This window comes from Geodermatophilus sp. URMC 64, from assembly GCF_053502555.1.
Genome location: NZ_CP199955.1, coordinates 1,249,019 through 1,263,687 on the forward strand (window position 1 = coordinate 1,249,019; position 14,669 = coordinate 1,263,687).

Genomic DNA, 14,669 nt, shown 5'->3' on the forward strand with positions numbered 1-14,669 from the left:
CGCGACCGCGCCGGGGAAGAGCAGCCCGGTGGCTGCGACGACGCGCACGGCGTGCGTGAGCGGGAGGGACGTGCACGCGTAGACGTCCGGGAACACCCGCCGCCACGCCGTGCTGCGCAACTGCGTGCGGGTGAGCCGGCCGGACCGCATCGCCCACGACCCCCGGAACAGCTTTCCCTGCAAATCGGGCGGTCGGGCCGGACGCGGGGGCACCGCCGGAGACTGCCGCGAGCGCGGGTCCTCGCGCGGTCGTCGTCCACAGGAGGCCGTCGAGATGCGCGCGACGGCGGGGTTCCGATCGGGTGAGACAGCGCTGAGGCGTATCTCGCCGGCCCTTACCGCCCGGTAGCGTTCCGGGCATGGTCCGTGCGCTGGGGCTGCCCTTCGACCCGATCGAGCGCGCCGGCGAGTCCTGGGAGCAGCGCTTCGGCCCGGCGTCGGCGATGCGGGCGGCGACGTCGGTGTTCCGCGTGCAGCAGATCCTGCTCGCCCGCTTCGACGAGGTGCTCAAGCCGCACGAGCTGACCTTCGCCCGCTACGAGGTCCTCGTCCTGCTCACCTTCAGCCGCACCGGCCGGCTGCCGCTCAAGGTCATCGGCAGCCGGCTGATGGTCCACCCGACCAGCGTCACGAACGCGATCGACCGGCTGGTCGCCGCCGGTTACGTGGAGCGCCTGCCCAACCCCGCCGACGGCCGCGGCGTGCTCGCCGGCATCACCGACGCCGGCCGCGCGGTCGTGGAGGTGGCCACGGAGGCGCTGACCGGCCTGGACTTCGGCCTGGGCGACCTGCCGGACGCCGAGCTGGACACGCTGTTCGACATCCTCCGCCGCGTCCGCCTGGGCGCCGGCGACGTGGCCGAGGTCGAGCCGGCGGACACCCGGACGCCATAGCGGCATTTGTTCGGACGTCCTAGCATCTGTCCATGAGCGACGACGCCCGTCAGCGGTGGCAGCAGCGGTACGACGCAGCGCTCGCCGCGGGGAAGGTCCGCGACGCCGACTTCACCACCCTGTCGGGCGTCGAGGTGGACCCGGTCTACGGCCCGGCCGACGAGTCCGCCGTCCCCGGGTTCGAGCGGATCGGCTACCCGGGCGAGTTCCCGTTCACCCGTGGCCTGCACGCCACCGGGTACCGCGGGCGGGCGTGGACGATCCGGCAGTTCGCCGGCTTCGGCAACGCCAGGCAGACCAACGAGCGCTACCGGATGATCCTCCAGGAGGGCGGGGGCGGCCTCTCCGTCGCCTTCGACATGCCGACCCTCATGGGCCGCGACTCCGACGACCCGCGCTCGCTCGGCGAGGTCGGGCACTGCGGCGTCGCGATCGACTCGGCCGCCGACATGGACGTGCTCTTCGACAGCATCGACCTGGGCGGCACCACGACGTCCATGACGATCAGCGGCCCCGCCGTCCCCGTGTTCTGCATGTACCTCGTCGCCGCCGAGCGGCAGGGCGTCCCGCTCGAGAAGCTCAACGGCACGCTGCAGACCGACATCTTCAAGGAGTACATCGCGCAGAAGGAGTGGCTCTTCCCGCCGAACCCACACCTGCGCCTCATCGGCGACCTCATGGAGTACTGCGCCGAGAACATCCCGGCGTACAAGCCGATCTCGGTGTCGGGCTACCACATCCGCGAGGCGGGCTCGACCGCCGCGCAGGAGCTGGCGTACACGCTGGCCGACGGCTTCGCCTACGTGGAGCTCGGCCTCTCCCGCGGACTGGACATCGAGCAGTTCGCGCCCGGGCTGTCGTTCTTCTTCGACGCGCACGTCGACTTCTTCGAAGAGATCGCCAAGTTCCGCGCCGCCCGCCGCATCTGGGCCCGCTGGCTGCGCGACGTCTACGGCGCCAGGACCGAGAAGGCGCAGCAGCTGCGGTTCCACACCCAGACCGCCGGCGTCTCGCTCACCGCCCAGCAGCCGGACAACAACATCGTCCGGACGGCGCTCGAGGCGCTCTCCGCCGTCCTCGGCGGCACCCAGTCGCTGCACACCAACGCCCTCGACGAGGTGCTCGCGCTGCCCAGCGCCAAGGCCGCCCAGATCGCCCTGCGCACCCAGCAGGTGATCATGGAGGAGACCGGCGTGATGAACGTCGCCGACCCGCTCGGCGGCTCCTGGTACGTCGAGGCCCTCACCGACGAGCTGGAGCGCCAGGCGGAGGAGATCTTCGCCCGCATCAAGGACATGGGCACCGACGGCACCATGACCTCCGGCATCCTGCGCGGCATCGAGGAGGGCTGGTTCACCGGCGAGATCGCCGAGGCCGCCTTCGTCTACCAGCGCGCGCTGGAGAAGGGCGACAAGAAGGTCGTCGGCGTCAACACGCTGACCGGGTCGGTCGAGGCGCACGACCAGCTCGACATCCTCCGGGTCAGCCACGAGGTCGAGCGCGACCAGAAGGCCGAGCTCGCCGCCCGCCGGAGGTCCCGGGACGACGAGGCCGCCCGCAAGGCGGTGGAGCGGATGGTCGAGGTCGGCCGCACCGAGGAGAACATGGTCCCGGCGATGCTCGACGCCGTCCGCGCGGAGGCCACCCTCGGCGAGATCTGCGACGCCCTGCGCGCGGAGTGGGGCGGCTACACCGAACCCGCGCGCTTCTGACGCGGGGCCGGGGCCCGACACGCCGGGCCGCGCGATGGGATGATCGAGGCCATGCAGCCCACTCGTCCCGGCCGTCCCGACCCGCGGGCGCAGGCCCAGCAGGCCCAGATGGCCGCCTCGCTGGCCGGCGCCGTCGACCTCGCCGCCGTGAAGGCCCGCTCCGAGGCCGCCGCCCGGGCCCAGGCCGCTCCGCCGCCCAGCGCGGACGGCCCGGCCGGGGCGCCGGGGAGCGCGGTCGTCGACGTCACCGAGGCGACCTTCCAGGCCGAGGTGCTCGACCGGTCCTTCCAGGTGCCCGTGGTCCTCGACCTGTGGGCCGAGTGGTGCGGCCCCTGCAAGCAGCTCTCGCCGGTGCTCGAGCGGCTGGCCGCCGAGGGCGGCGGCTCCTGGGTGCTGGCCAAGATCGACGTCGACGCCAACCCGGCGCTCGCCCAGGGGCTGCGGGTGCAGGGCATCCCGGCGGTCAAGGCGGTCTGGCAGGGCCAGCTGGTCGCGGAGTTCTCCGGTGCCATCCCGGAGGAGCAGGCCCGCGAGTTCGTCACCGAGCTCGTGCGGGCCACCGGCGGCATGGTCCCGGGGGGTGCGGACGGCGGCGCACCGCTGGACGACCCGCGGCTGGACGCGGCCGAGGCCGCGCTCGAGCGCGGCGACCTGGCCGCGGCCGAGGAGGCCTACCGGGCGATCCTGGCCGAGGACCCCGACCACCCGGACGCCGGCCTGGCGCTGCGGCAGGTCCAGCTGTTCCGGCGCGCGGAGGAGGCCGGGCCGAACGCGCTCGCCGAGGCCGACGCCGCCCCGGACGACGTCACCGCCCAGACCCGCGCCGCCGACTTCCTGCTGGGCACGGGGAACGTGGAGGCGGCGTTCGACAGGCTGCTCGACGTCGTCCGCCGCACCGCCGGCGAGGACCGCGACCAGGCGCGCAAGCACCTGGTCGGGCTCTTCGAGATCGTCGGTGACCAGGACCCGCGGGTCATCGCTGCCCGGCGGCAGCTCTCCCTCGCTCTCTTCTGAGGGCCCGCGATTCTCAGACGCCGACGTCGCAGGCGGCCGGGCCCTGGATGAACCCCTGGCGGAACAGGTCGACCAGCTCGAACCCGGACCGGTCGACACCCGGCAGCACCCGCTCGTTGCTGCCGTACTCCAGCAGGAACTGCACGCTCTCGTCGAGGTCGCCCGGTGAGATGAGCACGCGGGGGACCTGCCGGGCGGTCACCGCCGCGCCGAACCATCCGGACAGGCACACCGCGGACTCGTAGGCGGCCCGGTCGTCGTCCGACAGCCCCAGGACGTCGCGGGCGGCCAGCCCGTAGGGGATCGAGACGGCGGTGACGACGGCGAAGTCACCCAGCTCGTAGGCCGGTCGGGCGAGATCCGGCTCGTCGTACCCGATCAGCTCCTCGTCGGCGCAGTAGACGAGCAGCAGGTCCGCGTCGGCGCAGCGCGGCGTCCGGTTGAACGGCTCCAGGCTCACCTCGGGGAACTGCTCGCCGAAGACGTCGGGCAGCGCGCTGGTCCAGAACCCGGTCAACCCCCGCTCCATGAGCCCCTGCAGCTCGGCGAAGCGCGCGTTGCCCTGGGTCGCGAAGTCCAGGTCGCTCTGGAACCGGCCCTGGGTGAACACGCGGTCGGGCCCGAAGTGGTCGCGGCACGCGGTCGGACCGTCGTCGAAGCCCTCCTGGAAGGCGGAGACGCGGTCGAAGCCCGAACCGTGCGCGGACTGTGCCGCGGTGCTGGTGCCGACCGGGTCCCGGAGAAGCAGGTAGCCGCGGAGCAGGTCGTCGAGCTGCGCGGTCCGCAGGTTCACGTGCGCGGCGGATCCGTCGGCCACCCAGGCCGTCCAGGCACCGGCGAAGCAGTCCGCCTGGGTCTCCGTGGCGATCGACGGCCCGGGCGAGCCGACCCGGGCCTGCACCGCGTGCCCGAACTCGTGCGCGACCACCAGGTCCGGGAGAAACCGGCCGTACTGGTCGGCCAGCTCGCCGAGGAAGGCCCGGTCGTAGCTGATCGAGTCCGAGTGTGCGGTCCCCGGGTCCGCGCAGTAGAAGGCGTTGCCCTCGACCGCCGCAGGGTCCTGGCCGCAGCCGATCCCCTGGGGGTACGCGGTGGGGTCGATCGCGTCGGGATCGACGCTGAAGTAGCCGCCCTGCAGCGGGGGGAACGACGTGCCGAAGACGTCGGGGAACTGCTGGGTCCAGTAGCCCTGCAGGTCGGCCAGGGCGTTGCGCACCTCGCGGTCGACCGGGGAGTCGACGGCACCGACGACGGTGACCTCCCCGCTACCGACGTCCGGTGCGGTGGACCGGAGCCCGCCGGGCCGGCCGATCACCACCGTGGCGCAGCCGGTCAGCACCACCCACGTCAGCACGGCCGCCGCCACCCGGGCCGCCCGGAATCGCTTCATCGTCTCTGTGATGCCCAGGGGCGGTCGGATTACCGCCTCGGCCCCCGAAAGCAGCGGGGTCCTTCCTCAGCCCTGGATCCCGACGTCGCAGGCGCTGCCGCCCTGCAGGAAGCCGGACCGGAAGGCCCGTAGCAGTTCGAACCCGGACAGGTCGGTGTTGGGGAAGACCTTGTCGTCGGTGCCGTAGGTCAGCAGGAACGACACCGCCTCGTCGATGTCCCCGGGCTGCAGCCGCACGGTCGCGTCCCGGCCGCTGAAGATGTGCGCCTCCCACCAGCCGGTGAGGCAGACCGCCGAGCGGGTGGCGTCGGCGTCGTCCGTGGAGAACCCGGCCTGGTCGCGCACCGCCAGGGCGTAGGGCAGCGAGATCGCCGTGGCCACGGAGAAGTCGCCCAGGTCCTGGTAGGCGGGCTGGGTCAGGTCGGTCTCGTCGAAGTAGACCGTCTGCTCGTCGGCGCAGTAGCCGAGGTCGCGGTCGCCGTCGACGCAGCCCGGCGCGGTGCCGTCGAACGCCTCGATCGCCGGCTCCTGGAACTCCGCGCCGAAGGCCTCCGGGAAGACCGTGGCCCAGAACGGCGGGAGGCTGTCGCCGATCAGACCCAGCGTCACGTCGTAGGGAGAGTTCCCCTGGTTGGCCTGGTCGTCCTGGCTGAACTCCTGCGCGGTGAAGAGGCGGTCCGCGCCGAAGTTGTCGCGGCAGGCGGCCACGCCGTTGTCGTAACCCTCGGCGATGGCCGAGACCCGGTCGAAGTACGAGCCGTGCGCGCCCTCGCGGGTCGGGTCGCTGCCGACGGCGTCCGCGGTGATCAGGTACCCGCGGATGATCTTGTCCAGCTCCGGTAGGCGGATGACCACGTGGTCGGCGTTGCCGGCGACCACCCAGGCGGTCCAGGCGCCGGCGAGGCAGTCGGCCTGGGTCTCCACGTTGATCGACTCGCCCTCGAGACCGTTGAACCGGTACTGGATCGCGTGGCCGAACTCGTGCGCCATGACGAACGGCACGAGCGAGCGGCCGTAGTCGTCGGCCAGCTCGGTCAGGAAGTTCTTGTCGTAGCTGATGGAGTCGGAGTTGGCCGTGCCGGGCGCCGCGCAGAAGAAGGCGCCGGTGCCCTGGACCTCCAGCGGGTCCTGGCCGCAGCCGATGCCGTCGGGGAACTGCGACTCGTCCAGGCCCGCGAGGTCGACGCTGTAGATGCCGCCCTGCAGGGTCTGGAAGTCCTCGCCGAACGCCTCCGGGTAGGCCTGCCCCCAGAAGGTGTAGAGGTCCACGAGGGCGTTGCGGGACGCCTGGTCGACCGGGTCGTCCTCCTCGGCCGCGGTGATCGGGAACTCGTCCTGCGTCACGTCGACCGGGACGCCCTCACCAGGGGACGCCGAACCGGTGACGACGCTGGAGCAACCGGTGAGCAGCGTGCTGCCCACCGCAGCGGCGATGAGCACGCGACGCAGGCCTTGCCTCATGGAGCGCTGTTCCCTCGTCCGTTCGGGGCCGGCACGCACCGGCGGTGATCTCGCCAAGCCGGCACATGATGCCTGCTCGCGACCCCGCACGGAGCACACGGGCGCACGGCGGTGTCGGCTCGACACCGTCCGTGACCGGCCTGCGACCAGCCGCCCCGTGACGCGCTCAGCCCTCGTGCACGAACCAGACGGTGCCCAGCGGCGGCGCCTCGACGACGGCGGAGAACGGCTGCCCGTGCCACGGTTCCTCGACCGCCTCGATCGCGCCCATGTTGCCGACGCCGGAGCCGCCGTAGCCCTCGTAGTCGGTGTTGAGCACCTCCCGCCAGCGGCCGCCCCGCGGCAGCCCGATCCGGTACCCGGAGTGCGGCTTGCCGGCGAAGTTCGCGACGCAGGCCAGCGCCTGGCCCTCCGCCGTCCGCTCCTCGCCGTCCCCGGTCTGCCCCGCGTCGGCGGGCGCGCCGTAGCGGAGGAAGGACAGCACGTTGCCCGACGAGTCGTTGGCGTCGATCCACTGGAAGCCGGACGGCTCCACGTCGAGCGACCAGAGCGCCGGCAGCTCCTTGTAGCGCGCGTTGAGGTCGGTGACCAGCTGCAGGATCCCGCGGTGCGCCGGGTCGTCGAGGTGCCACCAGTCCAGCGACCGGCTCTCGGCCCACTCGGAGTCCTGGGCGAACTCCGAGCCCATGAACAGCAGTTGCTTGCCGGGGTGCGACCACATGTAGGCGAGGTAGGCCCGCAGGTTCGCCAGCTGCTGCCAGCGGTCGCCGGGCATCTTCCGCAGCAGCGAGCCCTTGCCGTAGACGACCTCGTCGTGGCTGATCGGCAGCACGTAGTTCTCGGAGTAGGCGTAGATCATCGAGAACGTCAGCTGCCCGTGGTGGTAGCTGCGGTGCACCGGCTGCTTCTCGATGTAGGCCAGCGAGTCGTGCATCCAGCCCATGTTCCACTTGAAGCCGAAGCCCAGGCCGCCGAGGTGCGTGGGCCGGGTGACGCCGGGCCAGGCGGTCGACTCCTCGGCGATCGTGACCACGCCCGGGACCTCGCGGTACACGGTGGCGTTCATCTCCTGCAGGAACGCCACGGCCTCGAGGTTCTCCCGGCCGCCGTGGACGTTGGGCACCCAGTCGGTGCGCGAGTAGTCCAGGTAGAGCATCGAGGCGACGGCGTCGACCCGCAGGCCGTCGACGTGGAACTCCTTGCACCAGTAGAGGGCGTTGGCTACCAGGAAGTTGCGCACCTCGGTGCGGCCGAAGTCGAAGACGAACGTTCCCCAGTCCAGCTGCTCCCCGCGGCGCGGGTCGCCGTGCTCGTACAGCGGCGTCCCGTCGAAGCGGCCCAGCGCCCACTCGTCCTTGGGGAAGTGCGCGGGCACCCAGTCGACGATGACGCCGATGCCGGCCTGGTGCGCCTTGTCGATGAGGTAGCGCAGGTCGTCGGGGTCGCCCAGGCGGGACGTCGGCGCGTAGTACGAGGTGACCTGGTAGCCCCAGGAGCCGCCGAACGGGTGCTCGGCCAGCGGCATGAACTCGATGTGCGTGAACCCGGCCGAGACCACGTAGTCGACGAGCTCGTCGGCCAGCTCGCGGTAGTCGAGCCCCTGCCGCCAGGAGCCGGCGTGCACCTCGTAGACGCTCATCGGCCGGGCGTGCCAGCCGGCGGTGGCCCGCTCGGCCAGCCACTCGTCGTCCTGCCATTCGTAGGTCGACTGGGTGACCACCGAGGCGTTCGCCGGCGGGACCTCGGTGGCGAAGGCGAGCGGGTCGGACTTCTCCCGCCACTGCCCGTCGGCCCCGAGCACGTGGTACCGGTAGCGGCTGCCCACTCCGACGCCGGGGATGAAGATCTCCCAGACGCCGGAGGCGCCCAGCGAGCGCATCGGGTAGGCGCGCGCCTGCCAGTAGTCGAAGTCGCCGGTGACCTTGACGCCGCGGGCGTTCGGCGCCCAGACGGCGAACGAGACGCCCTCGACGGTGCCGCGCGGGGTGTCGAAGCGCCGGACGTGCGCGCCCAGGACCTCCCACAGCCGCTCGTGCCGGCCCTCGCCGATCAGATACTGGTCGAGCTCCCCGACCGTCGGCATCCACCGGTACGGGTCGTCGACCTCGTAGGTGTTGGTGCCGCCCTGGCCGTCGCCGTAGGTCACCGCGATCCGGTAGTCGCCCGGCTGCTGGGGAAGGGTGGCCTCGTAGATGCCCCCGGCGTGCAGTTGGTGCGTCTCGTAGCGGGAGCCGTCCTGGTCGAGGACGGCGACCCCGACCGCATCCGGCCGCAGCGTGCGCACCACCCAGCTGCCGTCGCCCACCGGGTGCGTGCCGAGCACCCGGTACGGGTCGTGCGACCAGCCCTCGACGATGGCGCGCAGGTCGTCGTCGGTGACCTCGGCGCCGACCGGGGCGGACGCCGCGCTCGGGGCGGCGGGCTCGGCGGCGCCCGGGGCGGTGGTCACGGCCTCCGTCGTCCCGGGTGCCGTGGTCTCGGGCGAGGGCGGGGTGGCGGGCGCGCCGGTGCCGTCGCCGGGCTCGGCCACCGGTGCCGGCGGCACGGCCGGGGGCGTGGTGCCCGCGGCCTTCTTCGCCGTGGTCTTGCGGGCGGCCGTCTTCTTGGCCGGGGCGGCCTTCTTCGCGGCCGCCTTCGCCGGTGCCGCCTTCTTGGCCGCGGTCGTCCTCGTCGCGGCGGTGCCCTTCGCGGCGGTGGCCTTCTCGGTGGTGGCCTTCTCGGTGGTGGCCGCCTGCTTCGTGGCCTTGCGGACCGGGCGGGCCCGGCTCACGTTCTCGTCGGCGTCGGCCTGCGCCTGGACCCGGGCAGTCGCCTCCTCCACGGCGGCCTGCAGCTCCTCCTTGCCCGCCACGTGGTCGCGTCCCTCGTCCGTCGTCATCGTGCCCTCGCCGTCTTCTCTGGTGCCTTCGTCTGGGTCGGATCCATCCGCTGCATCAGTCGCCGGACGAGATCCGGGACAGCGAGTGCAGCGGGATCATCAGCCAGTGCGGCCGGTTGCGCGCCTCGTAGACGCACTCGTACACCGCCTTGTCCGCCTCGAACGCGCGCAGGAGAGGGGAGTCCCCGCACCGGTCCAGCCCGCTGGCCGCTGAGTAGCCCGAGCAGTAGGCGTTCCGGTTGCGCTCTGCCCACTCCTGCGCGCGGTATGCACGCTGGGGGTCGTCCGGCTGCTCGACGAGCATGTGACGTGCGGCGTAGTCGAAGCTGCGCAGCATCCCCGCGACGTCGCGCAGCGGGCTGTCCAGCTGCCGGCGCTCCTCCAGCGCCCGGGCCGGCTCACCCTCGAAGTCGAGCACGATCCAGCCGGTCGCCGTCCGCAGCACCTGGCCCAGGTGCAGGTCGCCGTGCACCCGCTGGCGCACCACGGGCTCGGAGCTGGCGGCCACCTTGGCGTACAGCGCCCGCAGCCCGTCGGCGTGGTCGGCCAGCTGCGGCACGACCCCGATCGCGGCGTCCAGCCGCGCGTTCATCTGCTCGGCCAGGGCGGTGAACCAGCCTGGGTCGGCCGGCTCGGTGGGCAGCACCTTGGCCATGTCGGCGTGCACCGACGCGGTCGCGGCGCCGAGCCGCTCGCTCTCGCCGGCGAAGTCGCCGCCGACCTCGTCGGCGTGCAGGTCGCCCTCGGCGTAGAGGTCGCGGACGCTGGCCGTGGCCAGCCGCCACCCGTCGCTGGCGTTGGGCACGAACGTCTGCAGCATGGCGGCCGTGGCCGCCGGCTTCGCGGGATCGGGGTCGTCGATCTCGACGTACCCGAGCAGCGGCGCGATGTGCTGGTTCTCGGTGCGCCGCAGGGCGTCGTGCACCTCGACGTCCGGGTTGAGGCCCGGCTCCAGCCGCCGGAAGAGCTTCAGGATCGCCTGGTCGCCGTAGATGAGCGAGGTGTTGCTCTGCTCGCCGGACACCATGTCGCCCGGCAGCCCCTCCGGGATGTAGGCGATCCCGGCCGGGTGGAAGTGCATCGGCCCGACGGTCGAGGCGTTCACCAGGTGGGCCAGCCACGGCACCGTCGCGTCGCGGTCGCGCATGGCGTCGTAGCCGTAGAGCTCCCGGCCCTCGAAGGTGACCGCGCCGATGAAGGCGGAGGTCAGGTCCTCGTTCGGGTGGTCGTGCCAGGACACCGGGACGAGATAGGTCTCCCGGTGGCCGTCGGTGTAGGTCACGCCGACGCGGTGGACCGAGAGCACGGGGTGGTTCCGCTCGAGGAAGAACCCGCTCTCCTCGACGTCGGCCCACTCCCGGCCCTTGCCGCCGAACCAGCGCTGGTGCGGCATCCACTCCCGGAGCAGGTCGCTCGCGACGGTCATCGGGGTCCTCCCTGGTCGCCCTCGTCCCCGTTGCCGACCACGCCCGCCGACAGCAGGTCGGCGACGATCGCGCTGCCCGCCTCCTCCGGCTCGGGCCCGGGTTCGGGTTCGACCGGGCGGGCCAGCTCGAACCAATAGAAGCCGTGCCCGGCCAGGGTGAGCATGTACGGGAGGACGCCGATCTGCGGGAACTCCACCCGGCCGGTCAGCTCGATCGGGGTGAAGCCCTCGAACGGGCGCAGGTCGAGCTCCACCGGCTGCGGGAACCGCGAGAGGTTGTTGACGCACAGCACGATGTCGTCGCCGAACCGGCGGACGAACGAGAGCACCGTGGGGTTGCGCGACCCGACCTCCTCGAACGTGCCGAGGCCGAAGGTGGGGTGCTCCTTGCGGACGGCGATCATCCGGCGGATCCACTGCAGCATCGAGTTGGTGTTGCGCAGCTGCGCCTCGACGTTGGTGGTCTGGTAGCCGTAGACCGGGTCCATGTTCAGCGGCAGGTACATCCGCTGCGGGTCGGCGGTGGAGAAGCCGCCGTTGCGGTCCGGCGTCCACTGCATGGGCGTCCGGACGCCGTCGCGGTCACCGAGCCAGATGTTGTCGCCCATGCCGATCTCGTCGCCGTAGTAGAGGACCGGCGAGCCGGGCAGGCTGAACAGCAGGGCGTTGAACAGCTCGAGGGTGTTGGTGTCGTTCTCCAGCAGCGGGGCCAGCCGCCGGCGGATGCCGATGTTGGCCTTCATGCGGGGGTCCTTGGCGTACTCACCCCACATGTAGTCGCGCTCCTCGTCGGTGACCATCTCGAGGGTCAGCTCGTCGTGGTTGCGCAGGAAGACGCCCCACTGGCAGTTCCTCGGGATGTCCGGCGTCTGGGCCATGATCTCCGAGATCGGGAACCGCTGCTCCCGGCGCACGGCCATGAACAGGCGCGGCATGACCGGGAAGTGGAAGGCCATCTGGCACTCGTCGCCGTCCTGGCCGAAGTACTCGACGACGTCGGCCGGCCACTGGTTGGCCTCGCACAGCAGCACCCGGTCCGGGTAGTCGGCGTCGACCACCTTGCGCACCCGCTTGAGGAACTCGTGCGTGCGCGGGAGGTTCTCGCAGTTGGTCCCCTCCTCCTCGAACAGGTAGGGGACGGCGTCCAGCCGGAACCCGTCGATGCCCAGGTCCAGCCAGAACCGCAGGGCGTCGAGGATCGCCTCCTGCACCCGCGGGTTCTCGAAGTTGAGGTCCGGCTGGTGGGAGAAGAAGCGGTGCCAGAAGTACTGCTTGCGCACCGGGTCGAACGTCCAGTTGGAGCTCTCGGTGTCGACGAAGATGATCCGGGCGTCGGAGTAGCCGGTGTCGTCGTCGGCCCACACGTAGAAATCGCCGTAGGGCCCCTCGGGATCGCTGCGGCTGGCCTGGAACCAGGGGTGCTGGTCCGAGGTGTGGTTCATGACGAAGTCGATGATCACGCGCATCCCGCGGGCGTGGGCAGCGGCGAGGAAGTCCTTGAAGTCCTCGATGTCACCGAACTCGGGCAGCACCGCCGTGTAGTCGCTGACGTCGTAGCCGCCGTCGCGCAGCGGGGAGGCGAAGAACGGTGGCAGCCACAGGCAGTCGACGCCGAGCCACTGCAGGTAGTCGAGCTTGTCCATCATGCCGCGCAGGTCGCCGACGCCGTCGGCGTTGCTGTCGGCGAAGCCGCGCACGAGGACCTCGTAGAAGACCGCGCGCTTGTACCACTCGGGGTCGCTGCCGGGGGCCGGCAGCATCGAGCGCTCGTCGTCGCGGTCGGAGAGGGCGCCGTCGGGGACGGAGAGGGTCATCGGGAGAAGTCGTCCTCGATCTTCTGGTGGAACGGGGGATGCCCGGCTGTCAGGCGACGGACGGCGGGAACTGCACCGGCCGCGGGAAGGCGACCGAGAAGACGTGCGCCGGCTCCTGGTAGGGGTCGAGTTCCACGTAGTTGAACTGCCCCCAGTCCCACGAGGAGCCGGTGAGCTCGTCGGTGACCGTGAACCGCTCGTGCCAGTCCAGGCCGAGGGTGGGCAGGTCGAGCGCCGTCGTCCCGATCTGGGTGTGGTGGCTGGACAGGTTGACCACCACGAGGACGGCGTCGGTCGAGCCGGGATCGGTCTTGGAGAAGCAGATCAGGTCCGGGTTGTCGACCGGGTGGAAGCGCAGCGTGCGCAGCTGCTGCAGGGCGGGATGCGCCCGACGGATCTCGTTGAGCCGCCGGAGGTAGGGCGCGAGGCTGCGGCCGGACGCCTCGGCGCCGGCCCAGTCGCGGGGGCGCAGCTGGTACTTCTCGCTGTCCAGGTACTCCTCGCTGCCCGGCCGGACGGCGACGTGCTCGAACAGCTCGAACCCGGAGTAGACGCCCCAGGTGGGGCTCATCATCGAGGCCAGCACCGCGCGGATCTTGAACATCGGCGGGCCGCCGTACTGCAGCGACTCGTGGAGGATGTCCGGGGTGTTCACGAAGAAGTTCGGCCGCATGTAGTGGCAGTTGGTGGCCAGCTCGCGGCCGTACTCCTCCAGCTCCCAGCGCTCGGTGCGCCAGGTGAAGTAGGTGTAGGACTGCGTGAACCCGAGCTTGGCCAGCTGGTGCATCATCGCCGGCCGGGTGAACGCCTCGGCCAGGAAGAGGACGTCCGGGTCGGTCTTCTTGACCTCCCAGATCAGCCAGTGCCAGAAGTTCAGCGGCTTGGTGTGCGGGTTGTCGACGCGGAAGATCCGCACCCCGGCCGAGATCCAGTGCCGCACCACCCGCAGCACCTCGGCGTAGATGCCCTCGGGGTCGTTGTCGAAGTTGACCGGGTAGATGTCCTGGTACTTCTTCGGCGGGTTCTCCGCGTAGGCGATGGTGCCGTCGGGCTTGGTCGTGAACCACTCCGGGTGCTCCTTCACCCAGGGGTGGTCCGGCGCCGCCTGCAGGGCCAGGTCGAGCGCCACCTCCATGCCGAGCTCGGCGGCCCGCCAGACGAAGGCCTTGAAGTCGTCGAGCGTGCCCAGCTGCGGGTGGACGGCGTCGTGCCCGCCCTCGTCGCTGCCGATCGCCCACGGCGAGCCGACGTCGTCGGGCCCGATGTCGTACGGGTTGCCGCCCGGGAAGTGCGCGGTGTTCGGGCCCTTGCGGTTGACCTTGCCGATCGGGTGGATCGGCGGGAGATAGACGACGTCGAAGCCCATGTCGGCGATCGCGGGCAGCCGGTTCTGCGCGTCGGCGAACGTGCCGTGCACCGGCCGGCCGTCCACCACCGCCCCCTCCGAGCGGGGGAAGAACTCGTACCAGGAGCCGTACAACGCCCGCGGCCGGTCGACCCACACCTCGTAGGCCGGGGTGGCGGTGACCAGCTCGCGGACCGGGTGGTCGTGCAGCACCTGCTGCAGCGCCGGGGCGAAGGCCGGCGCGACCCGGGCGGTCAGCTCCCGCGACTCGTCGCGCAGCGCGGCCGCGGCGGCGCGGACGGCGGCCCGGTGCTCCTGGGGGCAGTCAGTGGCGACCCGGTCGAGCAGCCGCGCGCCCTCCTCGAGGTCGTTGGCGAGCTCGGCCGGGCCCTGGCCGGCGGCGATCTTCACCTCGACCGCGTGGTGCCAGGTGGCCAGCGGATCGCTCCACGCCTCGACGGTGAAGGTCCACCGGCCCTCGCGGTCGGGCACGACCGTGGTCAGCCAGCGGTCGGGCTGCTCCCCGTAGCGGGCCATCCGGTTCAGCGGCGGCGTGCCGGTCCCGCCCGGGGGCTGCCAGACGACGTTCGCGGCGACGGCGTCGTGCCCCTCGCGGAACACGGTGGCGGTGATCGGCACGTGCTCACCGACCACGGCGCGGGCGGAGAAGGACCCGCAGGACACGACGGGGGCGACATCGGTGATGCCGAGGCGGAGGTCAGGGCGGCCAGTCATC

The 14,669-nt window shown here is 71.8% G+C and carries 9 protein-coding genes; 3 read left to right on the forward strand and 6 right to left on the reverse strand.

Annotation, left to right across the window (positions count from 1 at the left end; translation table 11 throughout):
- Positions 1-359 precede the first annotated feature (359 nt).
- Genes ACWIYF_RS06240 through ACWIYF_RS06250 form a run of 3 tightly spaced genes read left to right on the forward strand, consistent with a single transcriptional unit; the run spans position 360 to position 3,619 of the window.
- Positions 360-893 carry a MarR family winged helix-turn-helix transcriptional regulator gene (locus ACWIYF_RS06240; protein WP_448627251.1) on the forward strand — a complete coding sequence of 178 codons (534 nt, stop codon included), beginning with the start codon at positions 360-362 and terminating at the stop codon, positions 891-893.
- 32 nt (positions 894-925) lie between these two features.
- A complete protein-coding gene (locus ACWIYF_RS06245) occupies positions 926-2,605 on the forward strand; it encodes an acyl-CoA mutase large subunit family protein (RefSeq protein ID WP_448627252.1) in 1,680 nt (559 codons plus the stop codon).
- 51 nt (positions 2,606-2,656) lie between these two features.
- Positions 2,657-3,619, forward strand: a complete 963-nt coding sequence (locus tag ACWIYF_RS06250) for a tetratricopeptide repeat protein (RefSeq protein WP_448627253.1) — start codon at positions 2,657-2,659, stop codon at positions 3,617-3,619.
- A gap of 13 nt (positions 3,620-3,632) precedes the next feature.
- On the opposite strand, the gene ACWIYF_RS06255 is transcribed toward ACWIYF_RS06250, so the two are convergent.
- From ACWIYF_RS06255 to ACWIYF_RS06280, 6 genes are all read right to left on the reverse strand, one after another.
- Positions 3,633-5,009 carry a neutral zinc metallopeptidase gene (locus ACWIYF_RS06255; protein WP_448627254.1) on the reverse strand — a complete coding sequence of 459 codons (1,377 nt, stop codon included), beginning with the start codon at positions 5,007-5,009 and terminating at the stop codon, positions 3,633-3,635.
- Positions 5,010-5,075: 66 nt separating this feature from the next.
- Complete coding sequence (locus tag ACWIYF_RS06260; RefSeq protein WP_448627255.1) at positions 5,076-6,470, reverse strand: neutral zinc metallopeptidase; 1,395 nt, start codon at positions 6,468-6,470, stop codon at positions 5,076-5,078.
- Positions 6,471-6,636: 166 nt separating this feature from the next.
- Positions 6,637-9,348, reverse strand: a complete 2,712-nt coding sequence (gene glgB / locus ACWIYF_RS06265; protein ID WP_448627256.1) for a 1,4-alpha-glucan branching protein GlgB — start codon at positions 9,346-9,348, stop codon at positions 6,637-6,639.
- A 55-nt stretch (positions 9,349-9,403) separates the two neighbouring features.
- Entirely contained in the window at positions 9,404-10,774 is a 1,371-nt protein-coding gene (locus tag ACWIYF_RS06270; protein WP_448627257.1) for a maltokinase N-terminal cap-like domain-containing protein, read from the reverse strand.
- On the reverse strand, positions 10,771-12,588 hold the full coding sequence (treS, locus tag ACWIYF_RS06275) for a maltose alpha-D-glucosyltransferase (RefSeq protein ID WP_448627258.1): 1,818 nt from the start codon (positions 12,586-12,588) through the stop codon (positions 10,771-10,773). The genes ACWIYF_RS06270 and treS overlap by 4 nt, the downstream gene beginning before the upstream one ends.
- Positions 12,589-12,637: 49 nt before the next feature.
- Entirely contained in the window at positions 12,638-14,668 is a 2,031-nt protein-coding gene (locus tag ACWIYF_RS06280; RefSeq protein ID WP_448627259.1) for an alpha-1,4-glucan--maltose-1-phosphate maltosyltransferase, read from the reverse strand.
- Position 14,669 lies beyond the last annotated feature (1 nt).

Excerpts from the sequence above, each read along its gene's own strand:
- ACWIYF_RS06240 (WP_448627251.1), top strand. The coding sequence starts at position 360 with ATGGTCCGTGCGCTGGGGCTGCCCTTCGACCCGATCGAGCGCGCCGGC.
- ACWIYF_RS06245 (WP_448627252.1), top strand. The coding sequence starts at position 926 with ATGAGCGACGACGCCCGTCAGCGGTGGCAGCAGCGGTACGACGCAGCG.
- ACWIYF_RS06250 (WP_448627253.1), top strand. The coding sequence starts at position 2,657 with ATGCAGCCCACTCGTCCCGGCCGTCCCGACCCGCGGGCGCAGGCCCAG.
- ACWIYF_RS06255 (WP_448627254.1), bottom strand. The coding sequence starts at position 5,009 with ATGAAGCGATTCCGGGCGGCCCGGGTGGCGGCGGCCGTGCTGACGTGG.
- ACWIYF_RS06260 (WP_448627255.1), bottom strand. The coding sequence starts at position 6,470 with ATGAGGCAAGGCCTGCGTCGCGTGCTCATCGCCGCTGCGGTGGGCAGC.
- glgB (WP_448627256.1), bottom strand. The coding sequence starts at position 9,348 with ATGACGACGGACGAGGGACGCGACCACGTGGCGGGCAAGGAGGAGCTG.
- ACWIYF_RS06270 (WP_448627257.1), bottom strand. The coding sequence starts at position 10,774 with ATGACCGTCGCGAGCGACCTGCTCCGGGAGTGGATGCCGCACCAGCGC.
- treS (WP_448627258.1), bottom strand. The coding sequence starts at position 12,588 with ATGACCCTCTCCGTCCCCGACGGCGCCCTCTCCGACCGCGACGACGAG.
- ACWIYF_RS06280 (WP_448627259.1), bottom strand. The coding sequence starts at position 14,668 with ATGACTGGCCGCCCTGACCTCCGCCTCGGCATCACCGATGTCGCCCCC.